The 24,361-nt window shown below is 69.0% G+C and carries 23 protein-coding genes, 1 pseudogene and 1 riboswitch; of the genes and pseudogenes, 13 read left to right on the forward strand and 11 right to left on the reverse strand.

All coding sequences use genetic code 11. The features are described 5' to 3' along the window. Positions 1-374 precede the first annotated feature (374 nt). The 7 genes and pseudogenes from LPC10_RS08810 (at position 375) to LPC10_RS08840 (ending at position 4,841) form a co-directional block, all read left to right on the forward strand. Positions 375-881, forward strand: a complete 507-nt coding sequence (locus LPC10_RS08810; protein WP_231346998.1) for a Tat pathway signal protein — start codon at positions 375-377, stop codon at positions 879-881. A 70-nt stretch (positions 882-951) separates the two neighbouring features. Continuing rightward, positions 952-1,653: a MotA/TolQ/ExbB proton channel family protein gene (locus LPC10_RS08815; RefSeq protein WP_108939691.1), complete on the forward strand. Its 702-nt coding sequence runs from the start codon at positions 952-954 to the stop codon at positions 1,651-1,653. Positions 1,654-1,740: 87 nt separating this feature from the next. After that, positions 1,741-2,202 carry a protein TolR gene (gene tolR, locus LPC10_RS08820; protein ID WP_108939692.1) on the forward strand — a complete coding sequence of 154 codons (462 nt, stop codon included), beginning with the start codon at positions 1,741-1,743 and terminating at the stop codon, positions 2,200-2,202. A 4-nt stretch (positions 2,203-2,206) separates the two neighbouring features. Further along, positions 2,207-3,376, forward strand: coding sequence for a TonB family protein (locus LPC10_RS08825; RefSeq protein ID WP_370644685.1), 1,170 nt, complete (start codon positions 2,207-2,209; stop codon positions 3,374-3,376). Positions 3,377-3,434: 58 nt separating this feature from the next. After that, positions 3,435-3,968 (forward strand): annotated as a pseudogene (locus tag LPC10_RS08830) (metallophosphoesterase family protein); the annotation flags it as partial. Positions 3,969-4,192: 224 nt separating this feature from the next. Beyond that, complete coding sequence (locus LPC10_RS08835) at positions 4,193-4,519, forward strand: hypothetical protein (protein ID WP_133088067.1); 327 nt, start codon at positions 4,193-4,195, stop codon at positions 4,517-4,519. A gap of 181 nt (positions 4,520-4,700) precedes the next feature. After that, positions 4,701-4,841 (forward strand): hypothetical protein, encoded by a 141-nt coding sequence (locus LPC10_RS08840; RefSeq protein WP_162940505.1) that lies wholly within the window; start codon positions 4,701-4,703, stop codon positions 4,839-4,841. An 18-nt stretch (positions 4,842-4,859) separates the two neighbouring features. On the opposite strand, the gene LPC10_RS08845 is transcribed toward LPC10_RS08840, so the two are convergent. Beyond that, positions 4,860-5,102 carry a hypothetical protein gene (locus LPC10_RS08845; RefSeq protein WP_231346354.1) on the reverse strand — a complete coding sequence of 81 codons (243 nt, stop codon included), beginning with the start codon at positions 5,100-5,102 and terminating at the stop codon, positions 4,860-4,862. A 176-nt stretch (positions 5,103-5,278) separates the two neighbouring features. Between LPC10_RS08845 and LPC10_RS08850 the strand changes: the two genes are divergently transcribed. Continuing rightward, the gene (locus tag LPC10_RS08850; RefSeq protein WP_231346355.1) at positions 5,279-5,653 is read left to right on the forward strand and encodes a flagellar biosynthesis regulator FlaF; all 375 of its coding nucleotides are present in this window, start codon (positions 5,279-5,281) and stop codon (positions 5,651-5,653) included. 256 nt (positions 5,654-5,909) lie between these two features. Here the strand turns inward: LPC10_RS08850 and LPC10_RS08855 are convergent, their stop codons facing one another. Together LPC10_RS08855 and thiC are read right to left on the reverse strand one after the other, a co-directional pair. Further along, the gene (locus tag LPC10_RS08855) at positions 5,910-6,254 is read right to left on the reverse strand and encodes a flagellar protein FlaG (protein ID WP_231346356.1); all 345 of its coding nucleotides are present in this window, start codon (positions 6,252-6,254) and stop codon (positions 5,910-5,912) included. Positions 6,255-6,470: 216 nt separating this feature from the next. Continuing rightward, positions 6,471-8,363: a phosphomethylpyrimidine synthase ThiC gene (thiC, locus tag LPC10_RS08860; protein WP_231346357.1), complete on the reverse strand. Its 1,893-nt coding sequence runs from the start codon at positions 8,361-8,363 to the stop codon at positions 6,471-6,473. Positions 8,364-8,436: 73 nt separating this feature from the next. Next, positions 8,437-8,541: riboswitch (TPP riboswitch) on the reverse strand. A gap of 368 nt (positions 8,542-8,909) precedes the next feature. On the opposite strand from thiC, the gene LPC10_RS08865 reads away from it, so the two are divergent. Next, positions 8,910-9,170 carry a hypothetical protein gene (locus LPC10_RS08865; RefSeq protein WP_133088238.1) on the forward strand — a complete coding sequence of 87 codons (261 nt, stop codon included), beginning with the start codon at positions 8,910-8,912 and terminating at the stop codon, positions 9,168-9,170. 21 nt (positions 9,171-9,191) lie between these two features. Here LPC10_RS08865 and LPC10_RS08870 read toward each other — a convergent pair whose 3' ends face one another. Further along, entirely contained in the window at positions 9,192-9,872 is a 681-nt protein-coding gene (locus LPC10_RS08870) for a hemolysin III family protein (protein ID WP_231346358.1), read from the reverse strand. A 352-nt stretch (positions 9,873-10,224) separates the two neighbouring features. Then, a complete protein-coding gene (locus LPC10_RS08875; RefSeq protein ID WP_231346359.1) occupies positions 10,225-11,367 on the reverse strand; it encodes a COX15/CtaA family protein in 1,143 nt (380 codons plus the stop codon). A gap of 189 nt (positions 11,368-11,556) precedes the next feature. On the opposite strand from LPC10_RS08875, the gene LPC10_RS08880 reads away from it, so the two are divergent. Continuing rightward, positions 11,557-11,763: a DUF2842 domain-containing protein gene (locus LPC10_RS08880; RefSeq protein WP_009863569.1), complete on the forward strand. Its 207-nt coding sequence runs from the start codon at positions 11,557-11,559 to the stop codon at positions 11,761-11,763. 161 nt (positions 11,764-11,924) lie between these two features. Continuing rightward, on the forward strand, positions 11,925-12,359 hold the full coding sequence (locus LPC10_RS08885) for a hypothetical protein (protein WP_231346360.1): 435 nt from the start codon (positions 11,925-11,927) through the stop codon (positions 12,357-12,359). A 25-nt stretch (positions 12,360-12,384) separates the two neighbouring features. Here LPC10_RS08885 and LPC10_RS08890 read toward each other — a convergent pair whose 3' ends face one another. Further along, on the reverse strand, positions 12,385-13,437 hold the full coding sequence (locus tag LPC10_RS08890) for a polysaccharide deacetylase family protein (RefSeq protein ID WP_231346361.1): 1,053 nt from the start codon (positions 13,435-13,437) through the stop codon (positions 12,385-12,387). Between the two features lie 191 nt (positions 13,438-13,628). On the opposite strand from LPC10_RS08890, the gene LPC10_RS08895 reads away from it, so the two are divergent. After that, on the forward strand, positions 13,629-14,819 hold the full coding sequence (locus LPC10_RS08895) for a GNAT family N-acetyltransferase (protein WP_231346362.1): 1,191 nt from the start codon (positions 13,629-13,631) through the stop codon (positions 14,817-14,819). 12 nt (positions 14,820-14,831) lie between these two features. Here the strand turns inward: LPC10_RS08895 and LPC10_RS08900 are convergent, their stop codons facing one another. The 5 genes from LPC10_RS08900 to LPC10_RS08920 all read right to left on the reverse strand — a co-directional run bounded on the left by LPC10_RS08900 (position 14,832) and on the right by LPC10_RS08920 (position 22,589). Beyond that, positions 14,832-15,047 (reverse strand): hypothetical protein, encoded by a 216-nt coding sequence (locus tag LPC10_RS08900; protein WP_231346363.1) that lies wholly within the window; start codon positions 15,045-15,047, stop codon positions 14,832-14,834. A gap of 146 nt (positions 15,048-15,193) precedes the next feature. Next, entirely contained in the window at positions 15,194-18,946 is a 3,753-nt protein-coding gene (gene metH / locus LPC10_RS08905) for a methionine synthase (protein WP_231346364.1), read from the reverse strand. Positions 18,947-19,168: 222 nt separating this feature from the next. Beyond that, complete coding sequence (gene metF, locus LPC10_RS08910) at positions 19,169-20,089, reverse strand: methylenetetrahydrofolate reductase [NAD(P)H] (protein ID WP_231346365.1); 921 nt, start codon at positions 20,087-20,089, stop codon at positions 19,169-19,171. A gap of 45 nt (positions 20,090-20,134) precedes the next feature. Then, positions 20,135-21,163: a metalloregulator ArsR/SmtB family transcription factor gene (locus LPC10_RS08915; RefSeq protein ID WP_231346366.1), complete on the reverse strand. Its 1,029-nt coding sequence runs from the start codon at positions 21,161-21,163 to the stop codon at positions 20,135-20,137. A 277-nt stretch (positions 21,164-21,440) separates the two neighbouring features. Then, complete coding sequence (locus tag LPC10_RS08920) at positions 21,441-22,589, reverse strand: patatin-like phospholipase family protein (protein ID WP_231346367.1); 1,149 nt, start codon at positions 22,587-22,589, stop codon at positions 21,441-21,443. Between the two features lie 326 nt (positions 22,590-22,915). Between LPC10_RS08920 and ispG the strand changes: the two genes are divergently transcribed. Then, positions 22,916-24,244, forward strand: coding sequence for a flavodoxin-dependent (E)-4-hydroxy-3-methylbut-2-enyl-diphosphate synthase (gene ispG / locus LPC10_RS08925; protein WP_108939711.1), 1,329 nt, complete (start codon positions 22,916-22,918; stop codon positions 24,242-24,244). Positions 24,245-24,361 lie beyond the last annotated feature (117 nt).

Here is a 24,361-nt window from a genome sequence, read left to right on the forward strand (position 1 = left end):
AACTCGGGATGAATGGGAAGGCGTGCCGGCTGAGGGCTGCCTGCTCCAATAGTTTGGAATTGCTCTGAAATTCTTTGCAAACCTTGATCAACACCCTGCTTGTCGGATAGGGACGCCGACAAACGTACACGGTGCTGTGGGGAGCGCCGGGCGTGATCTTTGCTGTATCCGCACATCGCCAAACGGCCGGGAGCGGCGTCGCGGTGATCCGGTTCCGGGAGGGCGGCGCCGACCGGCGCGGTCGAAATCCGGCGGGGAAACGTCTGCGGGACGGCCGACGGCCTTCGGACTTGAGGCTAAGCATTTTGCTTCAAATGACCCGGAGTACCGTGCGGTTAGGAGATGAGATCGTCGTGAAGCAGAAAGGTTGGGGAATGGGGCGTGCAATGCCGGGACGCAGCGGGATCGGGGGACGTCTCCTCGCGGGTATCACCCTCGCCGCATTCCTGACCGCTCCGGTTCCGGCTGCAATGGCACAGGATGGGGCGCCGGCGGCCAAGTCGGAGTCCAAGTCGGATGCCAAGCCGGATGCCTCTCCCCTGAAGATCGAGCTGAACCGGCTCGAACCCGCGGGCGAGGCCTGCCGCACCTACATGCTCGTCGACAACAGCCGCGGTCCCGCGCTGAAGTCGCTCAAGGTCGACCTGTTCGCCTTCGACACCGAGGGCGTCGCCCAGAAGCGCCTCGCCGTCGAACTCGGGCCGGTCCAGGAGAAGAAGACCGTGGTCCGGCTCTTCGACTTCGCCGGCCTCTCCTGCCCGAAGATCGGCCGCCTGCTGCTCAACGACGTGCTCGCCTGCGAGGGCGGCGACGCCACCCGCGAGACCTGCCTGGAGCGGATCGAGCCCGCAACCAAGACATCGGCCGCCTTCGATCGCTGAAGCCGGCCGCGCCCGTCCCGCCGGCCCGGCCGGCGCGACGGACGATTCCCAGAGCCACGAGGAGTCACACATGGATCCGACGTCCGTGCCCGCCGAGGCGGTCGCTACAGCCCACGACATGTCGTTTATCGGCCTGTTCCTTCAGGCCGACCCGATCGTCAAAAGCGTGATGATCCTCCTCGTGGTGGCCTCGCTCGCCTGCTGGACCGTCGTGTTCGAGAAGCTGGTGCGGCTCGCCGCCGCCAAGCGGCAGGCCAAGGCGTTCGAGGCGATGGTGCGCTCGGAGGGCACCATCGACACGTCGCAGAAGGGCATCGCCGGCCACGTGGTCAAGGCCGGGCTCGACGCGTGGCGCGACCAGGATTCCAGCGAGAGCCGGGCCGAGCGCCGCGAGCGCATCGAGCGGGCGATGAAGGGGGCGCTCGGCGTCGAGGTGAAGCGCCTCCAGGCCGGCCTGTCGCTGCTGGCGACCTCGGGCTCCACCGCGCCTTTCGTCGGCCTGTTCGGCACGGTCTGGGGCATCATGAACTCGTTCTCGTCGATCGCGAAGAGCCAGGACACCAGCCTCGCTGTGGTGGCCCCCGGCATCGCCGAGGCGCTGTTCGCCACTGCTATCGGCCTCGTCGTCGCGATCCCGGCGGTGATGGCCTACAACAAGCTCTCCGGCGACGTCGCCCGCATCCAGTCGGGCTTCGTCTCCTGCATCGCGGTGCTCGGCAACCGCCTCGCCCGCGATCGCGGCCCCCACGCCCGCGCCGCCGCGGCCGAATAAGTCTCCGCGCGTAAAGCACCCCGTAACCCTCGACGCGACGCCCGCCCGGTTCGGCGGGGCGCCGCCGACGCCCGGGAGGGCGATGTCATGGCCATGGGAACCGTTCGTTCGGCGAGCGACGACGAGGACGGCCTCGACGCGACGCCGATGTCCGAGATCAACGTCACGCCGATGGTCGACGTGATGCTGGTGCTGCTGATCATCTTCATGGTCGCGGCGCCGCTGATGACGACAGGTGTGCCGGTGCAATTGCCGAAGACGACCGCCGCCAAGGTGGCGCAGTCGCAGAAGCCGCTCGAAGTCTCCATCGACAAGGACGGCATGCCCTACATCGCCAAGGACGGCTTCACGCCGGACACGATCCTGCCGCGGCTCAAGCAGCTCAAGGCGGAGAACCCGGATCAGGTCGTGCTCGTGCGCGGCGACCGGGACGTGCCCTACGGCAAGATCATGGAGGTGATGGGCCTCGTCGGCCAGGCGGGCTTCACCAAGGTCTCGCTGATCGCCCAGTCGGGCGGCGCCGCGCCGGCCGCAGGGACCGCCCGTTAACCCGATGGCCGCCCCCAAGCCAGCCCCGAAGGCCGCCGCCATGCCGCCGATGCCGGCCCCGATGCCCGCCCCCCTGCCCGCTCATGCCGGTCACGGGCTGCCCTCGGGTCCCTCCGACGGGGGCGGCCAGGGCCGCCTCGCGGCTGCCTTCGCCCTGGCCCTGGCGCTCCACGCCGCGGGGCTCCTCGGCATCGCTTATCTGCGCCTGACGCCGCCCTCTCCCCCGGGGGAGCAGGAGATCACGATCGATCTCGCGCCGCAGATGATGGAGGCCGAGACCCAGGCGCCCGCCGAAACCCAACAATCGGAAGCGATTCCTGAAGAGGCCAAGCCCGAGGGCGAGCCGGAGACGGCCCAGCCTGTGGAGACGCCGCAGGAGGTGCAGCCGCCGCCTCCGCCGGAGATGACACAGGTCGCCCCGGAGGAGGTGCAGCCGCCCCCGCCCACCGAGATGACGCAGGTGATGCCGGAGGAGGTGCAGCCCCCGCCTCCGCCGCCGGAGGCCGTCACGGAGGCCCCGCCCGACACGCCGCCCCCGCAGCCGGAAGAGCAGATCATCGCGTCCGAGGCGCCGGAGGCGGAGCCGCTGGCGCCGCCGCCGCCGGTGGCCGCGAAGCCCGAGCCGCCCAAGCCCGATCCCAAGATCGAGGAGCGCCGCAAGGCCGCGCTGGAGAAGAAGCGCGAGGCCGAGCGCGAGGCGCGCCGCAAGGAGATCTTGGAGAAGAAGCGCGAGGAGGCCCAGAAGGAGGCGCGGATCAAGGCGGCCAAGGCGAAGGCCGAACGCGACGCCGCCCGGCGCGCCCAGGCCGCGCAGGCGGGCAATTCGCAGCGCAGCTCCGCCGCGACCTCGCGCCAGAGCGCGACGGGATCGGCCGCCGCCGCCAGCGATCCCAACGCCATGGCGGCTTGGCGCGGGGCGCTCGCCTCGGCGATCAAGGGGCGCATGAACCGTGAGGCGGCCGCCGGCACCAGCGGCGGCGTGGCCACTGTGCGGTTCACCGTGAGCCGCTCCGGCGCGGTGAGCGGCGCGGCCTTGGTCGGCAGCAGCGGAGTCGGGGCCATCGATGCCGCCGCACTCGCGGCGGTGCGCGGCAGCCTGCCGCCTGCGCCGGCCGGCGTCACGCAGTCGAGCCTCGCCGTCACCGTACCGCTGCGCTTCAGCCCCGGCCGCTGAAGCCGGCATCGTTCTCCCCTCCGCCGCGTTGTCCCGCTCACAGCGGACGGCGCGGCGGATGACGGTCTTCTTCACCAGCGATACGCATTTCGGCGATCCGCGGATCCTGCGGATCGATCGGCGCCCCTTCCCGGACCTGCCGACGCATGATGCGGCCCTGGTCGAGGCCTGGAACGCCGTCGTCGGCCCCGACGACACCGTCTGGCATCTCGGCGACTTCGCCCTCGGTCCCCCGCCGGAACGCATCGCGGCCCTGCTCGCCGCGCTCCACGGCGACAAGCACCTCATCGTCGGCAACAATGACGGTCCCGCCACCCTGGCGGCGCGCGGCTGGGCCTCGGTGGCGCATTACGCCGAGACCGAGGTCGAGGGCCGCCGGCTCGTGCTGTGCCACTACGCCTTCCGGACCTGGAACGGTCTCGGCCGGGGCGCGATCAACCTGCACGGCCACAGCCACGGCCGGCTCAAGCCGATTCCGCGCCAGTACGATGTCGGCATCGATGCGCAGGGGCTGCATCCCGTCACCCTCGACCAGATTCTCGTCTCCCGCCGAGGACGCGGCGGGAAAGGTCTCGGCCGGGCGGACGCCGCCGGGGTGCTAGAGGAGTCGATCGAGACTGCGCCGGCCGAAAGGTCTGCCAAGAAGCGGCGCAGATCCGGTCAAGGGCTTTCGGAACCATCGGCTTAGCGTCACCGTTCAAATGACCGACACGGACGGCGATGCAACGGCCTCAGCAGTGACGACACTGTGCGGCCCGCGAATCGAGCGTTCTTTAACCTTTCCATGACTTCGGTCGAACCAGCGTCGGTCTGCCCATGCGTCACCTCATGCGACACACCGCTCTCGCCGGCCTCGCGGCCTCCCTCGTCGGCGTCTCCCTTGTCTCCTCCGCGCTCGCGGCGCCCGGCTGCATCGACGGCCGTCGCAAGATCCAGGAGGCCAGTGCGCTTCGCTATCAGGCGCGCCAGGAGGCCAAACTCGGCAACCATGACCGGGTCTGCGACACCCTTGATGAGATCGGCGACCGCTACCACGAGGCGCAGGACGCCTTCGAGGATTGCGGGGCGGACATCGTCTCGATCGACCTGCGCAGCGAACTCCGCTCCCTGCGCGTCGCCAAGCACGTAAACCGCTGCGACTGATCGGGGCTCTGCCCCATCGAACCACGGGACGTCACCTAACGCAGTGTTGTGAAAGCCGGAATCGCCCCAGGGACGGGTGCGGTCCCGCACCGCGAAGTCACAGCTTACGGCCCAGGTTCATCCCAACGAAACGACTCGATTCGCGTCGGGCGAAACCTCTCATCTCCCTCAGGATTCCGCCATGATCACCACCGACAGCACGCTCCGCCAGCCCGCCGCCGAGATGCAGACCGGCCCGTCCTTCACTGCGGCTCTGTGCGGCTTCCTCGGCAGCACGGTTGCGACGACGATGGTGATGTTCCTGCTCAGCAGCAGCGTCTGATCTCGCAGAGCGAAGGGCTCACGGCGCGATCGACCACAGGCGGTCGCGCGAGAACAGCATCTCCGGCTTGCCGACCTGCAAGGCGGTCTTCGGCGCCGGGCATTGGGGTGTCGGCTCGAGGCGCGGCGGCGGTGCGACCGCCGCCTGGGCGGGGGGCACGAGACCCAGCCGCAACTGCACCGTCGGATGCCGCGCGGCGGTGATGGTGGCGACACCGGCAATGATGCAACCGGCCATCAATCCGAGAAAGAAGTTCGTCATCTGAAGCGGGTTCCGAACCCGATGCGGCACGGATGGGCTACGAGGCCGGCCACGGCGAAGCACTCTCTCCCTTTCGGGGCGCCAATGCGGCAGAACCTTCGCATACCCGCTTTTAACAAAGGGGATGCATGATTCGTCCGCGACCGGCCGAGGGCGGCGCAGGGAGAACTCCGATCATGCAGTATGCGGCCAATGCCTACGCGAAAGTCGCGCGCGTGGCGCTCTCGCCTCGGGAGGCCGAGGCCGCCGTGCTGCTGAAGGCCGCCGGCCGTCTGCAGGCCCTTGGGCCCAAGGTCGAGATGGGGGCCGCCCTTAACGAGGCGCTGACCTTCAATCAGCGTGTCTGGACGATTCTGGCGTCTGCCGCGACCGAGCCGAGCAGCCCACTTCCCGTCGAGGTGCGCAACGGCATGGCCCAGCTCTCGACCTACGTGTTCCACACCATCGTGGACGCGATGATCGAGCCGACGGCGGAGAAGATCGAGTCCCTGGTCTCGCTCAACAACCACATCGCCGCAGGTCTCCAGGGCGATGCCGGGCCGGGAGCCTGAGCCGCCCGAGCGCGCTGTCTCTCGGCCGTATCCGGCCTGAGCGGGCCGCGTCTGCGCTCGTCGGGCTCCGAGCGGCGTATCTCCCGCCGCCGAATCGGCCGATCCTTCGCCGGAGCGTGTTCCCGTCATGCGAAGGGACGCGGCCGGATGAGGCGCGCCGCCGCCCGCGGGCGTCGCACGTTCTCCGGACGCGTCCTGACCGCGCGCGCACGGCCTTTCGCGAAATGGCTCGCCGTCGGGTTCGACCGCGCGAGGCTCAGGCGGTCTTGGCGATGCGCTCGCCCGGATAGGGCGCCGTTTCCCGCGCGTAGGCGCGTGCCTTGAGGATCACCTCGTCGGGGATCTGCATCACCACGTCGCCGGTCTGCGGATCGGTGACCCGGAAGACGAGGCTTTGACTGTCCGCGTCGCGGGTATAGGCGCGCCGCTCCGGTTCGGTCGGCTTCGCCTCGCTCTCCGGGCTCACCGCGACGGTGACCGCGGGATCGAGCACGCGGGAGGCCGGAGCCTCGACGCGGACGGCTTCGGCGACGGGACGGATGGGGGTGACGGGTGCGGTCGAGATCGGCGGCGGGGAGGCCGCGGCCCTGATCGGGTCCATGGCTGCATTCCTTCGAGTTTCGGCACGAGGCCGGTCCTCAGAAGATTGCGCGCGTCGCTACCGGAGTCTTAAAGGCCTCCGCTTATCCCCCGGCAACGGCCGGCACCCTGACTGAACCGTAAAGATTGCCTGAAGATTTTTCATAACTGGGCCGGCAAACTGATTTGGGAAGGATGGCGGTCCTTCCGGGCCGCCATCCTCTGCTTCAGATCCGGCCTACTCCGCCGCGTCGACGTAGAGCCTGCCGCCCTCGGCCAGGAACTCCTGCGACTTGGCCGCCATGCCGGCCTCGCGCTCCGCCTCGGAGAGAGGCTTGGCTTGGCCCAGCACCACGCCGGCCTCCTCCATGGCGAGCACGTCGGCGCGCAGATCCTGCGTGATCTTCATCGAGCAGAATTTCGGTCCGCACATCGAGCAGAAATGCGCGACCTTGTGCGCGTCCTTCGGCAGGGTCTCGTCGTGGTAGGCGCGCGCCGTGTCGGGATCGAGCGAGAGGTTGAACTGGTCCTCCCAGCGGAAGTCGAACCGGGCGCGGGAGAGCGCATCGTCGCGCAATTGCGCGGCCGGGTGGCCCTTGGCGAGGTCGGCGGCGTGGGCGGCGATCTTGTAGGTGATGACGCCGGTCTTCACGTCGTCGCGGTTCGGGAGCCCCAGATGCTCCTTCGGCGTGACGTAGCAGAGCATCGCCGTGCCGAACCAGCCGATCATTGCCGCGCCGATACCGGACGTGATGTGGTCGTAGCCCGGCGCGATGTCGGTGGTCAGCGGGCCGAGGGTGTAGAACGGCGCCTCGCCGCACTCGCGGAGCTGCTTCTCCATGTTGACCTTGATCTTGTGCATCGGCACGTGGCCGGGGCCCTCGATCATGGTCTGGCAGCCCTTGTCCCACGCGATCTTGGTGAGTTCGCCCAAGGTCTCCAGCTCGGCGAACTGGGCCGCGTCGTTGGCATCCGCGATCGAGCCGGGACGCAGCCCGTCGCCCAATGAGAACGACACGTCGTAGGCCCGCATGATGTCGCAGATCTCGTCGAACCGCTCGTAGAGGAACGATTCGCGGTGCCCGGCGAGGCACCAGCGCGCCATGATCGAGCCGCCGCGCGAGACGATGCCGGTGGTGCGCCGGGCGGTCAGCGGCACGTGGGCGAGCCGCACGCCGGCATGGATCGTGAAGTAGTCGATGCCCTGCTCGGCCTGCTCGATCAGCGTGTCCTTGAAGACTTCCCAATCGAGTTTCAGCGGGTCGCCGCCGACCTTCTCCAGCGCCTGGTAGATCGGCACGGTGCCGATCGGAACGGGCGAGTTGCGCACGATCCACGAGCGGATGTTGTGGATGTTGCGGCCCGTCGAGAGGTCCATGACCGTGTCCGCGCCCCAGCGGATCGACCAGACCAGCTTCTCGACCTCTTCCGCGGCCGAGGAGGTCACGGCCGAATTACCGATATTGGCGTTGATCTTGACGAGGAAGTTGCGGCCGATCGCCATCGGCTCGAGTTCGAGGTGGTTGATGTTGGCCGGGATGATGGCGCGGCCGCGGGCCACCTCCTCGCGCACGAATTCCGGCGTGATGAAGGGCGGCACCGCCGCGCCGAAGCTCTGACCGTCGGCGAGCGCGGCCTCGGCGCGCTCCAGCATCTGCTCGCGGCAGGCGTTCTCGCGATGCGCGACGTAGATCATCTCCTCGGTGATGATGCCGGCGCGGGCGAACTCGTACTGCGTCACTATCTGGCCGGGTTCAGCCCGGCGGATCGTGCGCTCGGCGGGGCACGGGGCGACGAGCTTGTCGGCCGCGGCGAATCCGTTGTCCTCGGGCTTCACGTCGCGGGGCTTCACCGCCGCGTAGCCGCGCCCGACGATCCAGGGCTCGCGCACCGGAGCCAGACCCTTCTCAAGGTCGATCGCCGCATCGGTCTCGGTGTAGGGGCCGGACGGATCGTAGACCCGCACCGGCTCCTCCTTCGGATCGGAGAGGGCGATCTCGCGGTAGGGCACGCGGATGTCGGGGCGGCCGGGGACTTGGGCGTAGACTTTCTTCGAGCCCTGGACCGGGCCGGTGGTGACGCTGGCAGGGCTGCCGTTGGGGAGATCTTTGGGACGGACGGGTGCGTTCATCGCTGTCGCTCCTGAAGTGGGAGACGACCCGTGGTCCCGACGATGGTGCGGATGGCCGCTTCTGCTTCGAGCAGCGGCCACTGGTTCCCGTCCCTCCGCCGGTACGAGCCGGATCAGGTTCAAGGGTCAGGGCGCCAGCCCACTCTCAGCCCCTCACGGGGCCCCCCTCGGAACGATTCCAACCTCTGCCCTGCCGCGATCCTTGTCAATGCATCGTCGGAATGGTCCGATTTGGAGGAAACATTTTTCCGTTTCCGAAGAGGGGCGGCTGTCACGGCCGGGCCGACGAGCGGAGCGGAAGCCTGAGGCCGCGAAGGCGGCCGCCGACGATGAGGGCTGAGACGGGAAACAGGGAGAGCGCCTCAGACAGTCGCCCCGTGCCACGGCGCTAAAGCTTGACCATGTGCCGCGGATGCAAGCCACGCTTTCGACGAAAAACTCACCAATTGCGGCAGGAACTCCCTTTTGGCGACCGCGCGCGGCGGCTTGGGTGTGGATGACGCCCGGTCGGCGGGTGGTCATGCGCCCGCCTTTTCGCGACACACGATGGCGATGAGCACGATCATCCCTTTCCGCCGCCCTGCCCCCGTGACGCCGGCCCGCGCCGGTTGCGACGTGGCGGCCGTTGCGGGCGACCTTCTGACCGTGCTGGATCAGCTCGAAGGACTGGTGGCGCGGGCCGCCCATATGGACCGGCCGCGGATCGAGGTGGAGCGCAGCGTGCAGCATCTGCTCGATGCGATCAGCGCCGTCGAGCGGGCCTCGGATACGCTGGGCGAAGGCAGCAGCATCTCCGAGCCGGCCTGAAGCGAAATCCGAGGCGGGGATTTACGCCCCGGCGTTCAGCACGCTCGCCATGATCGTTCCGTAATGGCACGCGGTCGCGGCGAGGACGAAGCCATGCCAGATCGCGTTCTGGAACGGCAGGGTCCGCCAGACGTGGAACACCACGCCCACCGAGTAGAGCAGGCCGCCGACGGCGAGGAACCCGAGCGCCGAAGGGGTGAGCCCCGAGATGACCGATTCGTAGGCGAGCACGCCGCTCCAGCCCAGCATCAGGTAGAGCACGATCGAGACCCGGTCCCAGCGGCCCGGCATCAGGATCTTGATGGCGATGCCGGCGAGCGCCACGGTCCAGATCAGGGCGAGAAGCGTCCAGGCGACCGGGCCGGCGCCCACCAGCGCCACCACCGGCGTGTAGGTGCCGGCGATCATCAGGTAGATGAAGGCGTGGTCGAGACGGCGCAGGATCCACTTGCGCGGACTGACCGGCCACATGTTGTAGGCGGCAGATGCGCCGAGCATGGCCAGCATCGCGGTGGCGTAGACCAGCAGAGAGGCCCGTTCGATCCAGCCGAGATGCGTCAATGTCGCGGTGGCGACCAAGCAGACCGCTCCGAGAAGCCCGAGAACGAGACCTGCGATGTGGACCGCACCGTCCGCCCGCAATTCGCGCGGTGTGTAGTTCCAGGTCAACGCAAGCGGGCGTCCGTCCTCGGCCAGAAACATCCTCTGCTCCCATGCTGGCGAGCTATTTAATTCTATAGAGCTGCGAGTCGTTCCATCGTCCAACTACTGAGGGGGCTATCTTCCACCGAAATTGTCGCTACGACGACTGGCCTCCATCGATTGCGCCGCAAGATAAGCCGAATTTTATGCTGCATCGCAGTCGGCCAAGATGCGGTTTCCAGCATCGGGACCAATGGCGAAGATTTCGTGACCCTGCCCCGGAGCGAGGCAGGTTTCACGCCATTCGGACGGGGTGAGGCAGGCGTGTCTTATGCCAAATCCGGCTGATCCGTTCGGAAGGGCGGATTTCGATTTCGGCGGATCCCATCGCGCCCACGCGATGGGGGCCTCCTCAGGCGCCGCGGCCGGCGAGCGTCTCCAGGCCGATCGGCACATCCCCCGCCGCGGGTGCGGCGGCGGCGGGCACGCCGAGGCTGAGGCGGGCATGGACGGTCGCCATGATCAGCACCGCCATGGCGAAGACCTGATGCGCGAGCCCGGCCCAGAGCGGCACCTGCAGGAGCAGGGTGACGATGCCGAGGCCCATCTGCGCCGTGGCGAGCACCGCCACGCCGATCGCCCGCCCGGCGACGGCAGGCGCCGCGCGAAGGGACTGGACCGCGTGGGCGATGGCCGCCAGCACGACGAGATAGGCGAAGAGGCGGTGGTTGAACTGCACCAGGGCGAGGTTGTCGATGAAGTTCTCGATCCAGGGCACCTTGTCGAACAGCACCCGGGCCGGCGGCACGAGGACGCCGTCCATGTCGGGCCAGGTGTTGTAGAGCAGGCCCGCCTTCGAGCCGGCGACGAGCCCGCCGAGCCAGATCTGGATCAGCACCAGCACCGGCAGCAGGCCGGCGAAGAGCCGCACTGACTCAGGGGCCGGGGCGAGCGCCATCGGGCGTGTGCCAGCGGCGAGCCAGACGAGGCCGGCCAGGATCAGGCTCGCGGTGGTGAGGTGGAGCGCGAGCTTGAGCGGCGCCACCGCCGTCATGCCGGGCTGGAGGCCCGAGGCCACCATGATCCAGCCGATGGCGCCCTGCAGACCGCCGAGCAGGCCGAGCCCGAGGAGGCCGAGCAGGAGGCGCCGCCCGAGCATGCCGCGGATCCAGAACCACGCGAACGGCAGGAAGAACACGAGGCCGACGATCCGCCCGAGCAGGCGGTGGCCCCATTCCCACCAGTAGAGCGTCTTGAAACCGTCGAGCCCGATGCCCTGGTTGAGGATGCGGTATTGCGGCGTGTCGCGGTACTTGTCGAACTCCACCGCCCAGTCGGCCGCGCTGAGCGGCGGCACCACGCCGGTCACCGGCCGCCACTCAGTGATCGACAGCCCCGAGCCGGTGAGCCGGGTCGCACCGCCGATGGCGACCATCGCCACTACGAGCACGGCCAGCAGATAGAGCCACGCGCGCACCGGGCCGTGTCCGGGACGGTAGGAGGCCGCCGGGACGGCGTCGAAGCGGTCGAGGGACGGATGGGTCGACAGTCTCATGGTCTCGCGCGTCAGGTCCGGCGGCCGGGAAGGTTCGGGTGTGGCTTACGGGAAGCGGCCCCTGGCGTGCAACGCGAGCGATGACGCATGCCCCCCTGCATTGCGGCGTCCGGGCAGGATCGGTACGACCCGTTTCGGCGCGCGGACCGGCGCGCCGTCCCGACGCGAGAGAGATCGAAGGTCCCCCCCATGCGCCGCCGCACGCGCACCCTGCTCGGAACCTTCGGGATCCTCGCCTTCGTGATCGTCTACGCGCCGCTCGCCATGGCGCTCGCCGACAGCCGCATCTCGGAAACCCATCCGGCGGTGCAGACGGTGATCTACTCGATCCTCGGCATCGCCTGGATCTTCCCGCTGATGCCGCTGATCCGCTGGATGGACCGGCCGGACGATTAGAGAATCGTCTGACAAGCGGACCGCCGGCTTTCGGAAGAAGACGACGCGCGGAGCTTTCGGACGAGGCCGGACACAGCGGGCCCCTTTTTTCGCCGCACTCCCCAGCAAGAAGGCGGGACGTCCTACGCTCAAGGTTCGTTCCCGAAGGTCGCCCGCCGCTCATGCGCCCCTCCCCGCGCCGTCCCGCGCTCTCGTTCAAGCCCGCCCTTCTCGCCGCCTCGCTCCTGCTGCTCGCCGTCCCGAATGCCGTGGCTCAGGGGACGCCGCGCTCGATGGCGGAATGCGAGCGGCTGAAGAACGACCTCGCCTACAACCAGTGCCTCGCCATGTTCGGCCCCCCGGCCCGGAACGTCGCGAGCGGCGGCGGGTATGCCAGCGGGGTGGACGCCCCCTCCAGCACCGCGTCGGTTGCCTCGACCGCGACGATCCCCGGCATTCCCTCGATCGAGGAGCCCGATGTCGAGCCGGCGCGGCGCCGCGGGCGGCGCTCCGGCCGCCGCGGCCGGGCCAGCGCCAGCTTCGATGTCGGCAGCGTCGATGCCGGGACGGGGGTGAGCGACACCGGCTCGTCGCGCTCGCGCCGCCGGCGCCGCTGAGGCGGCGTTCCCGCCTGAGTGTCTCTCAGGCCACGTTGAGGCGCCGTCCGCGGTTCCAGGCCAGGAACGGGACGCCGGAGAGAAGGCTCGCCAGCGCGGCCTCGGTCTGGTGCAGCCCATTCACCGAGACCCGCGGCAGGGCATGGCGATGCTCCGCGTGTTCCGCGAACAGATGGCCCGGCCGGGTCGTCACCGCGGTGGCGAAGCCGAGTCTCTTGGCCGTTGCGAATTCCCGTGGCCCGGCCGAGGTCGGATCGCCGACGGGATAGGACAGGTGCCGCACCGGGCGGTCCAGCTCGGCCTCGATCCGCGCGCGGCTCTCGGCGATCTCGCGCTCCGCGAAACCGGCCTCGTGCTTGGCGAGCATCGGGTGCGTGAGCGTGTGCGCGCCCAGCGTGACGGCCGGATCGCGGGCGAGGTCGCGCAGTTCCGCCCAGGTCAGGCAGAGTTCGCGGGCAAGGCCGCCCGGCGCGAACCCGGCCTCGCGGCACAGCCGGGCGATCTCGTCGAGCAGCATCGGCTCCGGTCCCGCCCGCAGGGTGCGGTAGACCGTCTCGAAGGCCGCCGTCTTCTCCGCATCGGTCCGGGCGGGCAGGACGAGGCCGGAGCCGAGCCGCACCGCGTCGAGCCGCGCCACCGCCCGCTCCAGCTCGATCCACCACAGCCGCCCGCGCCCCTCGGCGAAGTCGCTCGTCACGAACAGCGTCCAGGGCGCCCCGTGCCGGGCCAGCACGGGCCGGGCGTGCTCGACATTGTCGCGGTAGCCGTCGTCGAACGTCAGCACTGCGAAGGGGCGCCCGCCCTCCGGTGCCGCGAGCCGCTCGGGCACTTGATCGAGGCCGATGAGGTCGAAGCCGCGGGCGGCGAGCAGGCTCAGCGTCCGGTCGAGGAAGGCCGGGGTGATCGACAGGAGGGCGTTCGGCGCGAAGCCCGGCACCGGCTCGGGGCGCACGTGGTGGAATGTGAGGATCACCCCGCGCCCGCGGGCGGCGGGGGCGAGCCAGCGGTCGGCGCCCGCGGCGGTGATCGCCCGGAAGCCGGCGCGGAACAGGCGGTGTCGGGTGCGGGGCGACAGCATGGCGCGTCAGGACTCAGGCACCGGGCAGCCCCGGCATCGGCTGAAGCCTAGCGGCGGACGCGAGAAGCTTTCGTTACCCATTCCCGCAGATCGGGGCGCGGCATCAACCGCTGTTTCAGGACAAGGCAGGCAGGGTCCTCCGGGATTGCGCGGCCTGCGTCCGACGGGCAGAGGCGCCGGGGATGACGGGCATGGTGGCTCTCGCCGAGGATCTGGGGCGGCCGACGCAGGCGGTGCGAGGCCGGGGCGGCCTCACCGCGGAGGTGTTCTCGGAGCTTACCGCGGCCGAGGGGCTGTGGCGGGCACTGGAGACCGATCCGGCCGTCCTAATGACGCCCTACCAGCGCTTCGACTGGGTGGCGGCCTATTGCGCCGCCGGGATCGATGCGGGCGAGGCGATCCGCATCCTCGTGCTGCGTGACCCGCTCGGGCGGGCGCGGGTGCTGCTCCCGCTCACCGTTGGGCGGCGCGGCCCCTTGCGGGTGGCGCGGGTGATCGGTGACCGGCACGCCAATTTCCACATGCCGCTCTTCGCCTCCCGCGAGGCGGCGGCGATGCCGGCTGAGGATCTGACGGCGGCGCTCACGGATGCCGGCCGGGCGGCGGGCATCGACGCCTTCGTCTTCCGCAACCAGCCGCGCTTCTGGGACGGAACCCCGAACCCGCTGGCCGGGGGCGGCTTGCCGGCACCGAGCGACGCCTACGGCATGCTGCTCGGCCCCGATGCCGAGGCCACCCTGCGCCGGGTGTTCAGCGGCGACACCCGCAAGAAGCTGCGGGCCAAGGAGCGCAAGCTCGTGGAGTTCTTAGGCGCGATCGAGCACCGCGTCGCCGAGACGCCGGAGGCGGCGGCCGAGATCCAGGCCGCGTTCTACGCGCAGAAAGCCGCGCGTTTCGCCGATCTCGGCATCGCCGATCCCTATGCGGACGCGGCGGTGCGCCGCTTCATCGCCGCCGCCACCGCGCCGGGCGCTCCGCCGGCGATCGAGGTTCATGCCCTGGTGGCCTCCGAGAGCGGGCGCATCCTGGCGACCTTCGGCGGCGCGGTGGACGGCGCCCGCTTCTGCGGGATGTGGACCTCGTTCGACACCGACCCCGAACTCGGCCGGTTCAGCCCCGGCGAGATCCTGCTGCACCGGCTCGTCGGCGATCAGGCCGCGCGGGGGCGCCGGGCGCTCGACCTCGGCGTCGGCGAGGCGGGCTACAAGGCCAAGACCTGCGACGAGACCATCGAACTCGTGGAGCAGACCGTGCCGGTGAGCCCGGCGAGCCATGCGCTGGCCCTCGCCTCACGGGTCGCGGTGCGGCTCAAGCACCGGATCAAGCGCTCGCCGCGGCTCTGGGCGGCAGCCCAGAGCCTGCGGCGGCTGCGGCGGCGCTGACGCCGTTCGGGGTCAGAAGCCGCGGTTGGCGATCGAGGGCAGCGAGGGCTGCGTGTAGGCGCGGTTCACGTCCCGGCGGGTCTGGGTGCCGTTGGTGTCGGAGGACCGGCGGAAGTTGCTCGCCTCGAAGGCGGAGGACAGGCCGGGGCCGCCGGAATCGGTGCTGTTGCAGGCCGAGAGCCCGCCCGTGAGAAGGGCGGCGGCGAGGACAATCAGGGTGGGACGCATCGGGACTTCCTGTCGAAGGCGGGGCAGCCCCGCGGGTCGAACGGAAGGCGTGCCGTGCTCCACCGCCCCTCGGCAAGGGGAAAGTGGCGGCGCGGGAGCGATCCCGCGCCGGGTGTGACCTAATCAACCTCGCCCGTTCGGCGTGATTACTCGGCCGCGGCCTTGAGGTAGCGGACCGGATCGTAGTTGAGGATCGGTCCGAGCCAACGCTCGACCTCGGCGATGTCCATCCCCTTGCGCCCGGCATAATCCTCGACCTGATCGCGCTCGACCTTGGCGACGCCGAAGTAATGCGCCTCCGGATGGGCGAGATAGAGGCCCGAGACCGAGGAGCCCGGCCACATGGCGTAGGATTCGGTGAGCTTCACGCCGATGCGGCTCTCGGCCTTGAGCAGATCGAACAGCGTGACCTTTTCCGTATGATCGGGCTGGGCCGGGTAGCCCGGCGCCGGACGGATGCCGTCGTACTTCTCGTGCACCAACTCATCCGGGGTGAAGTTCTCTTCGGGTGCGTAGCCCCAGAACTCCCGGCGGACGCGCTCGTGCATGCGCTCGGCGAAGGCCTCGGCGATGCGGTCGGCCAGCGCCTTGACGAGGATCGAGCGGTAATCGTCGTTGGCTCGCTCGAAGCGCTCCGCGATGCGCACCTCTTCGAGCCCGGCTGTCACCACGAAGGCGCCGACATAGTCGGCAATCCCCGTCTCGGCCGGCGCGACGAAGTCCGAGATCGAGGTGTTGGGGCGTCCGTCGCGCTTCGACAGCTGTTGGCGCAGGCCGTGGAAGGTCGCGAGCGTCTCGGAGCGGCTCTCGCCGGTGAAGAGGCGGATATCGTCGCCGACGCTGTTGGCCGGCCAGAAGCCGATCACCGCCTTCGGGTTGAACCAGCGCTCCTCCACGATCTGCTTGAGCATCACCTGCGCGTCCTCGAACAGGGCGCGGGCCGCCGGGCCCTGCTCCGGATCGTCGAGGATCGCGGGGTAGCGGCCCTTGAACTCGTAGGTCTGCAGGAACGGCGTCCAGTCGATGTAGGGGACGAGGTCCGCCACCTCGTAAGAGCCGTAAACGCGGGTGCCGGTGAAGGTCGGCTTCTTCGGAGCGTAGCCCGACCAGTCGATCTTGAAGGCGTTCGCGCGCGCCTTGGCGAGCGGCAGGCGCTGCTTGTCGGCCTCGGAGCGGCGATGGGCATCCGCCACCTTGGCGTACTCGGCCCGCACCCGCTCGATGGTCGTTCCGCGGGTCTCCTTCGAGATCAGGCTCGACACCACGCCGACGGCGCGGCTCGCATCGGTCACGTAGACCGCTTGGCCCCGCTCGTAGGCCGGGTGGATCTTCACCGCCGTGTGGACGCGGCTGGTGGTGGCGCCGCCGATCAGCAGCGGCATCTCCATGCCCTCGCGCTCCATCTCGGCGGCCACATGCACCATCTCGTCGAGGGAGGGCGTGATCAGGCCGGAGAGGCCGATGATGTCGACATTTTCTTTTTTCGCCGTCTCGAGGATCTTGGCGGCCGGCACCATCACGCCGAGATCGATGATCTCGTAGTTGTTGCAGGCCAGAACCACGCCGACGATGTTCTTGCCGATGTCGTGGACGTCGCCCTTCACGGTCGCCATCAGCACCTTGCCGGCGGCCTGGCGCTTGCCGTCGCCGCCATTGGCCCGCTTCTCCTCCTCCATGAAGGGTTCGAGATAGGCCACCGCCTGCTTCATCACGCGGGCGGACTTCACGACCTGGGGCAGGAACATCTTGCCCGACCCGAACAGGTCGCCGACCACGTTCATGCCGGCCATCAGCGGGCCCTCGATGACGTGGAGCGGACGCTCGGCCTCTTTGCGCGCCTCCTCGGTGTCGGCGACGATGTACTCGGTGATGCCGTTGACCAGCGCGTGCTCGATGCGCTTCGCGACCGGGGCCTCGCGCCAGGAGAGGTCGGCGGTCTTGGCCTGCGCCGAGGCGCCGGTCTTGAACCGCTCGGCGGCCTCCAGCAGGCGCTCGGTGGAATCCTCGCGCCGGTTGAGGACCACGTCCTCGCAGAGTTCGCGGAGTTCGGCCGGGATCTCGTCGTAGACGGCGAGCTGGCCGGCATTGACGATGCCCATGTCCATGCCCGCCTTGATGCAGTGGAACAGGAACACCGCGTGCATCGCCTCGCGCACCGGCTCGTTGCCGCGGAAGGCGAACGACAGGTTCGAGACTCCGCCTGAGACGTGGGCGTGCGGCAGGGTCTCGCGGATGGTGCGGGTCGCCTCGATGAAGGCGACGCCGTAGGGGTTGTGCTCCTCGATGCCGGTGGCGACCGCGAAGATGTTCGGGTCGAAGATGATGTCTTCCGGCGGGAAGCCGACCTGCTCGGTCAGGATCTTGTAGGCCTTGGTGCAGATCTCGACCTTGCGCTCGTAGGAATCAGCCTGCCCCTGCTCGTCGAAGGCCATCACGACCACCGCCGCGCCGTAGGAGCGGCAGATCCTGGCGGTCTCGATAAACTTCTCCTCGCCCTCCTTCATGGAGATCGAGTTCACGATCGGCTTGCCCTGCAGGCATTTAAGGCCGGCCTCGATCACCTCGAACTTCGAGGAATCGACCATCACCGGCACGCGGGCGATGTCGGGCTCGGCGGCCACCAGATTGAGGAACTCGACCATCGCCTTCTGCGAGTCGAGCAGGCCCTCGTCCATGTTGACGTCGATGACCTGGGCGCCGGCAGCGACCTGATCGCGGGCGACGTCGAGCGCCGCGGCGTAATCGCCGTTGGTGATGAGCTTCCTGAACTTGGCCGAGCCGGTGACGTTGGTGCGCTCGCCGACGTTGACGAAGGGAATCTCCTTCGTGAGCACGAAGGGCTCCAGGCCCGACAGGCGCATCAGGCGCGGGATTTCCGGGATCTTGCGCGGCGTCTTGTCGGCAACGGCTTCCGCGATGGCGCGGATGTGGTCCGGCGTGGTGCCGCAGCAGCCGCCGACCATGTTGACGAGCCCTGAGGCGGCGAACTCGCCCACCAGCTTGCCCATCGCCTCCGGGCTCTCGTCGTAGAGGCCGAATTCGTTGGGGAGACCCGCATTCGGATAGGCGCAGACCAGCGTGTCGCAGATGCGCGACAGCTCGGCGATGTGGCCGCGCATCTCCTTGGCGCCGAGCGCGCAGTTGAGGCCGAAGGTGAGCGGGCTCGAATGGCGCAGCGAGTTCCAGAACGCCGCCGGCGTCTGGCCCGACAGGGTGCGGCCGGAGAGATCGGTGATGGTGCCCGAGATCTGGATCGGCAGGCGGATGCCGGTCTCGTCGAACACCTGCCACGCGGCGGCGATGGCCGCCTTGGCGTTGAGCGTGTCGAAGATCGTCTCGATCAGGATCAGCTCGGCGCCGCCGTCGATCAGGCCGCGCACCTGCTCGACATAGGCCTGTTTGACCTGATCGAAGGTGACGGCGCGGTAGCCGGGATTGTTGACGTCCGGCGAGATCGATAGCGTGCGGTTGGTCGGGCCGATGGCGCCGGCGACGAACCGGCGGCGGCCGTCCCGCTCTTCCGCGAGCTTCGCCGCCTCGCGGGCGAGGCGTGCACCTTCCGCGTTCAACTCGTGGATGATCGATTCCATGCCGTAATCGGCCTGGGCGATCGTGGTGCCGGAGAACGTGTTCGTTTCGCAGACATCGGCGCCGGCGAGGAAGTAGTCGAGGTGGATCTGCCGGATCGCGTCGGGCTGCGTCAGGATCAGGAGGTCGTTGTTGCCCTTCTGATCGTGGCCGTGATCCTTGAAGCGCTCACCCCGGAAATCCTCTTCCGTGAACTTGAGGCGCTGGATCACCGTACCCATCGCCCCGTCGAGGACGAGGATCTTTTCCGAGGCGCGCTGGCGCAGCGCGCGCTCGATCTCGGTGCCGTCGACGGGGGGGAAAGCGGTCATTCTTGCTATCTCGCAGTGATCCCAGAAGCCGCGATGCCGATGACCGGAGGCGGTTTGGGCTCTGTCTGTCGGGTGTGCGATTCGAGGCGACGCCTCGATACCTCTTTTGGCCTCGTGCCGTCATCGCGGGCGTGGGCGAAGCCATCCAACCCGCCTGGTTGGCGCAGCCTGTGGCCGGATTGCCTCGGATGGCCTTCGCTTCGCCACGCAGCGCGAGGTGCCTTACGCCGCCTTCGCCGCCGGCTTGGCCGGGGCCTGCGAGCGCAGGCCGAGCAGATGGCAGATCGCGTAGACGAGATCCGAGCGGTTCATCGAGTAGAAGTGGAAGTCCTCCACGCCCTCGTCGACGAGGTCGAGCACCTGCTCGGCGGCCACCGCCGCGGCGACGAGGCGGCGGGTCTCGATGTCGTTGTCGAGGCCCTCGAAGCGGGCGGCAAGCCAGTAGGGCACCGAGGCGCCGGTGCGGCGGGCGAAGCTGGCCGCCTGCTTGAAGTTCTGCACCGGCAGGATGCCCGGGATGATCGGGATGTCGATGCCGGCCGCGCGCACCTTGTCGAGGTAGCGCAGATAGATCTCGTTATCGAAGAAGAACTGAGTGATCGCCTGATCGGCGCCGGCATCGACTTTGGCCTTCAGCGCGTCGATATCGGCATCGAGCGAGGCAGCCTCCGGATGCTTCTCGGGGTAGGCCGAGACCGAGACCTTGAAGTCGCCGATCCGCTTGATGCCGGCCACGAGGTCGCAGGTCTGGGCGTAGCCGCCGGGATGGGGCCGGTAGGTGTGGCCGACGCCCTCCGCCGGATCGCCACGCAGGGCCACGATGTGGCGCACGCCCGCATCCCAGTAGGATTGCACGACGGCGTCGATTTCTTCCCGCGTGGCGTTCACGCAGGTGAGGTGGGCGGCCGGCTTGAGATTGGTCTCGCGCACCATCCGCGCCACGGTGTTGTGGGTGCGCTCGCGGGTAGAGCCGCCGGCCCCGTAGGTCACCGAGACGAATTTCGGCTGGAGCGGCGCGAGACGCTCGATCGAGGACCAGAGGATCTTCTCCATCTCCTCGGTCTTGGGCGGGAAGAACTCGATCGAGACGCGGATCGGGCGGAAGCCGTCGCGGCTGGCGCGGTGCCGGGAAGCGCTGGGCATCTGTCGTCCCCTTCTTGAAGTCATTTCGTCGTGCGGTGCCGCGGCTCAGGCCACGGCGCGTTCGGATTCGGCCGCCCCGATGCCGGCGGAGGCGTCGTGCGCCAGCCAGAGCGTGACAGTGAGAGGCAGTTCGGTGCCGTCCTCGGGGGCGAGGTCGCGGCTCTCGACGTCGGACAAGCCCGCCTGGACCAGCCAGCCCGCAACCTGATCGGCACCGAAGCCGAGGCGGCGATGCGCTTGGCTTTCGCGCAAGTGTTCGAGATTGTGCGGTGCAAAATCGACGACGAGAAGGCGACCGCCCGGCGCCACGAGGCGCGCCGCCTCGCGAAGCGCGCGTGCCGGATCGTCGAGGTAGTGCAACACCTGGTGCAGCACCACGAGGTCGAAGCCGCCGCGGCCGAAGGGCGGCGCATGCAGGTCGCCCTGGCGCAGGTCGACCCGCGACAGGCCGAGCCGCTCGAGGTTGGCGCGGGCGACCGAGAGCATGGCATGGCTCGAATCGAGCCCGGTGGCGCGGCCGGCCAGCGGCGCCAGCAGGCCGAGCATCTTGCCGGTGCCGGTACCGAGATCGACCACGTGACGGATCGGCCGGTCTCCGAGCGCGTCGAGCACCGCGGCCTCGACGGCAGCCTCGGGCACGTGGAGGGAGCGCAGGCCATCCCATTTGGGGGCGAGCCGGGCGAAGAAGGCCTGTGCCGCCTCGGCGCGCTGGGCCCGGACCGATTCGAGGCGGGCACGGTCTTCCGAGAGCGGCGGGGCATCGTGGTCCAAAGCCGCGATCAGCGGCTCGACGAAACCGATGGCCGCCTCGCGCAGGCGGAAGAAGGCCCAGGCGCCCTCGCGGTGGCGCTCGATTAGGCCCGATTCCACCAAGAGCTTGAGATGGCGCGAGATACGCGGCTGCGACTGGCCGAGGATGTCGGTGAGGTCGGAGACCGACAATTCCCCCTCGGCGAGCAGGGCGAGGATGCGCAGCCGCGTCTCCTCCGCCGCTGCCCGCAGCACGGCGAGCGCTTCGGCGAAGGGCACCGGGGCGGGGTCGAGACTTTGCCTGGAACTGCTCTCGCTAGACATAAAGATATCTTTATGTGCGTAGCGGGTTTGGCGCAAGAGGGTTTTGTGAGCCGTTGATACGACACGCGCGGTTCGTCATCGTCGCTCTCACCGAGGTCCGTCATTCCGGGGCCGCGGAGCCGAGGCTCGAAGCCACCCGTGATGCGTCGGGCGCGGCCTCAGTCGAGACGTGGCGGACCGCCATCGGTTCCGGGTTCGCCTGCGGCGCCCGGAATGACGATGGAGCGGTGAGGCCACCCGTGACTTGGCCCTCCGGCGTTCGGAGTGTTGCCGGCCGCTACTGATAGGCCTTTTTCAGATCGACGGAGCAGCGCACACCAACCTCGGCATAGCCCGCATCGAGCCAAGCCTTGGCCGCGCTGCGGCCCCGGTCGCGCAGACGCTCGAGGACGCGCCAGCGGGCATCGAGACGTGTGGAGGCGGCATAATCGTCGAGCTCATCGGTGCCGTCGATGCGGTGGAGGAAGACCCGCTCCAGACCCGGAACCTCCTGTCCGCCCTCCTCGATCAGGCCGTGCACGAAGTCGATGGCGCGCAGTTCCCGCATCAGGTTGGCGTTGAAGGTGATCTCGTTGAGCCGGTTCTGGATGTCGCGGGACGAGCGCGGCGTCTCGCGGCGCTCCACCGGGTTGATCTGCACCAGCAGGATGTCGCGGGTGCTCGCCCCGTGCAGGGGATAAAGGGCCGGATTGCCGAGATAGCCGCCGTCCCAGTAGGGCACGCCCTCAATCTCGACCGCCTGGAACACGGTGGGCAGGCAGGCCGAGGCCATGAGGTGGTCGGGCGTGAGATGCTCGCGCTCGAACACGGCGAGCTTGCCGGTCCAGACATTGGTGGCGGAGACGAACACGTTGGCGGTGTCGGCCTCGCGCAGGCGGTCGAAATCGACCGTGCGCTCCAGCGCCCCGCGCAGCGGATTGATGTTGAGCGGATTGGCCGTGTAAGGGCCGGGATTGACGGCCTTCAGCCACATCTCGATGAAGGGATTGCCCTTCCAGACATGGAAGAGGCCGTCGATCCAGCTCTGCTGCGCGGGCTTCAGGTCGGCATCCAGGCTCGCCTCCCGCCAGAACTTCTCAAGCGCCGCCCGCGCCCCGTCGGGGCCGCCGGCGAGCCAGCCGTCCACGAGCACGACGGCGTTCATCGCCCCCGCGCTCGCCCCGGTCACCGCCTCGAAGGCGATGCGCCCATCCTCGATCAACGCGTCGAGCACGCCCCAGGTGAAGGCGCCGTGCGAGCCGCCGCCCTGCAGAGCGAGCGAGACCGCCTTTTCGGCCCGCGGTCCGGCCAGCCCCCGGAAGCCGTGTCCGACGCGCGTCGAATCGGCGATCGGGACGGGCACGACGGTCGCCGGATTGTGGGCGTCATCGTGCGGCGTGTCCGGCCGATCGGTTTCGGCGGCTTGCTCGGAGACAGGCGTATCCATGGTGGCTCGCGCGGTTGTTGCAATGCACTCATAGATGATGCGTTGCGATAGAATGGCTCGTGCGGTCCTTTGCCTCGTGCGCCGTCGATGCCATAGGAGAGAACGAGCATGGCGGCATCGGTCTCCTTGCATCGAGACGGCGCACGCTCGACATCTGGCTCGGGATGCGACATGGAAGCGGCCTTGTATCGAGGCATGCTGCGCATCCGTTCGCGCGGGCGCGGCGGCAGGTCGCGGATCGCACCGGATTCGGATAAGATCATGCCCGCGCCTGCGGGACGCCGAAAGCCGGCACGCGCGGACGATAATTGACCCGCGAAGGCACGATGGAAGTCATGGAAGCTCCCGACGCCCTGGCAAACCCGCTCGATTCTCAGAGCCCGAACATGAAGGGCCCGGAGATCGCCGGGCCGGCACCGCGCCACCGCACCGTCGGCGTGCAGATCGGACAGGGTGAAGGCGCGGTCACCGTCGGCGGCGGCGCCCCGATCGTCGTGCAGTCGATGACCAACACCGACACGGCCGATATCGACGGCACCGTGGCCCAGGTCGCCCAGCTCGCCCGCGCCGGCTCGGAGCTGGTGCGCATCACGGTCGATCGCGACGAGGCGGCGGCGGCCGTGCCGAAGATCCGCGAGCGGCTCGACCGCATCGGCGTGCACGTGCCGCTGGTGGGCGACTTCCACTATATCGGCCACAAGCTCCTGTCCGACCATCCGGCCTGCGCCGAGGCGCTGGCCAAGTACCGGATCAATCCGGGCAATGTCGGCTTCAAGGAGAAGAAGGACACCCAGTTCTCGACCATCGTCGAGCAGGCCATCAAGTACGGCAAGACCGTGCGCATCGGTGCCAACTGGGGCTCGCTCGACGGCGAGCTCCTGACCCACCTGATGGACGAGAACGCCAAGTCGCCGACGCCGATCGACGCTCGCGCGGTGATGCGTGAGGCGATGGTGCAGTCGGCTCTGACCTCGGCAGACCGTGCGGTGTCGCTCGGCCTGCCGAAGGACCGCATCATCCTCTCGGCCAAAGTCTCGGCGGTGCAGGACCTCATCGCCGTCTACCGCGAGGTGGCGCGCCGCTCCGACTACGCGATCCATCTCGGCCTGACCGAGGCCGGCATGGGCTCGAAGGGCATCGTCGCCGCCTCCGCCGCCATCGGCGTCCTGCTGCAGGAGGGCATTGGCGACACGATCCGCTACTCGCTGACGCCCGAGCCCGGCGGCGACCGGACGGTCGAGGTGAAGGCGGCGCAGGAACTGCTGCAGACCATGGGTTTTCGGACGTTCGTGCCGTTGGTCGCCGCCTGCCCCGGCTGTGGCCGCACCACCTCGACGACGTTCCAGGAACTGGCCCGCGACATCCAGAACTGGATCTCCACCTCCATGCCGGAGTGGAAGAAGTCTTATCCGGGTGTCGAGGGGCTCAACGTCGCGGTGATGGGCTGCATCGTCAACGGACCGGGCGAGTCGAAGCACGCCGATATCGGCATCTCACTGCCCGGCACCGGTGAGAGCCCGAGCGCCCCGGTCTTCATCGACGGCAAGAAGGCGATGACCCTGCGGGGCGCGACGCTCGCCAAGGATTTCGAGGCGATCGTGATCGACTACATCGAGCGCCGCTTCGGCCAGGGCAAGCGCGACGCCGCCGAGTGAGTTCTTTCGGTGAGACGGCCGCCTTCATCGCCCGCGCGGGTGGATGGGGCGGCCGTCTTTCCGTTCCAGGACGGGTCGCCCGCTCCGACCTGCCTTCCGCCTTTCCGGCCGCCGTGA

Source organism: Methylorubrum sp. B1-46 (assembly GCF_021117295.1).
Lineage (GTDB): Bacteria > Pseudomonadota > Alphaproteobacteria > Rhizobiales > Beijerinckiaceae > Methylobacterium.

Excerpts from the sequence above, each read along its gene's own strand:
- LPC10_RS08810 (WP_231346998.1), top strand. The coding sequence starts at position 375 with ATGGGGCGTGCAATGCCGGGACGCAGCGGGATCGGGGGACGTCTCCTC.
- LPC10_RS08815 (WP_108939691.1), top strand. The coding sequence starts at position 952 with ATGGATCCGACGTCCGTGCCCGCCGAGGCGGTCGCTACAGCCCACGAC.
- tolR (WP_108939692.1), top strand. The coding sequence starts at position 1,741 with ATGGCCATGGGAACCGTTCGTTCGGCGAGCGACGACGAGGACGGCCTC.
- LPC10_RS08825 (WP_370644685.1), top strand. The coding sequence starts at position 2,207 with ATGGCCGCCCCCAAGCCAGCCCCGAAGGCCGCCGCCATGCCGCCGATG.
- LPC10_RS08835 (WP_133088067.1), top strand. The coding sequence starts at position 4,193 with ATGCGTCACCTCATGCGACACACCGCTCTCGCCGGCCTCGCGGCCTCC.
- LPC10_RS08840 (WP_162940505.1), top strand. The coding sequence starts at position 4,701 with ATGATCACCACCGACAGCACGCTCCGCCAGCCCGCCGCCGAGATGCAG.
- LPC10_RS08845 (WP_231346354.1), bottom strand. The coding sequence starts at position 5,102 with ATGACGAACTTCTTTCTCGGATTGATGGCCGGTTGCATCATTGCCGGT.
- LPC10_RS08850 (WP_231346355.1), top strand. The coding sequence starts at position 5,279 with ATGCAGTATGCGGCCAATGCCTACGCGAAAGTCGCGCGCGTGGCGCTC.
- LPC10_RS08855 (WP_231346356.1), bottom strand. The coding sequence starts at position 6,254 with ATGGACCCGATCAGGGCCGCGGCCTCCCCGCCGCCGATCTCGACCGCA.
- thiC (WP_231346357.1), bottom strand. The coding sequence starts at position 8,363 with ATGAACGCACCCGTCCGTCCCAAAGATCTCCCCAACGGCAGCCCTGCC.
- LPC10_RS08865 (WP_133088238.1), top strand. The coding sequence starts at position 8,910 with ATGGCGATGAGCACGATCATCCCTTTCCGCCGCCCTGCCCCCGTGACG.
- LPC10_RS08870 (WP_231346358.1), bottom strand. The coding sequence starts at position 9,872 with ATGTTTCTGGCCGAGGACGGACGCCCGCTTGCGTTGACCTGGAACTAC.
- LPC10_RS08875 (WP_231346359.1), bottom strand. The coding sequence starts at position 11,367 with ATGAGACTGTCGACCCATCCGTCCCTCGACCGCTTCGACGCCGTCCCG.
- LPC10_RS08880 (WP_009863569.1), top strand. The coding sequence starts at position 11,557 with ATGCGCCGCCGCACGCGCACCCTGCTCGGAACCTTCGGGATCCTCGCC.
- LPC10_RS08885 (WP_231346360.1), top strand. The coding sequence starts at position 11,925 with ATGCGCCCCTCCCCGCGCCGTCCCGCGCTCTCGTTCAAGCCCGCCCTT.
- LPC10_RS08890 (WP_231346361.1), bottom strand. The coding sequence starts at position 13,437 with ATGCTGTCGCCCCGCACCCGACACCGCCTGTTCCGCGCCGGCTTCCGG.
- LPC10_RS08895 (WP_231346362.1), top strand. The coding sequence starts at position 13,629 with ATGGTGGCTCTCGCCGAGGATCTGGGGCGGCCGACGCAGGCGGTGCGA.
- LPC10_RS08900 (WP_231346363.1), bottom strand. The coding sequence starts at position 15,047 with ATGCGTCCCACCCTGATTGTCCTCGCCGCCGCCCTTCTCACGGGCGGG.
- metH (WP_231346364.1), bottom strand. The coding sequence starts at position 18,946 with ATGACCGCTTTCCCCCCCGTCGACGGCACCGAGATCGAGCGCGCGCTG.
- metF (WP_231346365.1), bottom strand. The coding sequence starts at position 20,089 with ATGCCCAGCGCTTCCCGGCACCGCGCCAGCCGCGACGGCTTCCGCCCG.
- LPC10_RS08915 (WP_231346366.1), bottom strand. The coding sequence starts at position 21,163 with ATGTCTAGCGAGAGCAGTTCCAGGCAAAGTCTCGACCCCGCCCCGGTG.
- LPC10_RS08920 (WP_231346367.1), bottom strand. The coding sequence starts at position 22,589 with ATGGATACGCCTGTCTCCGAGCAAGCCGCCGAAACCGATCGGCCGGAC.
- ispG (WP_108939711.1), top strand. The coding sequence starts at position 22,916 with ATGGAAGTCATGGAAGCTCCCGACGCCCTGGCAAACCCGCTCGATTCT.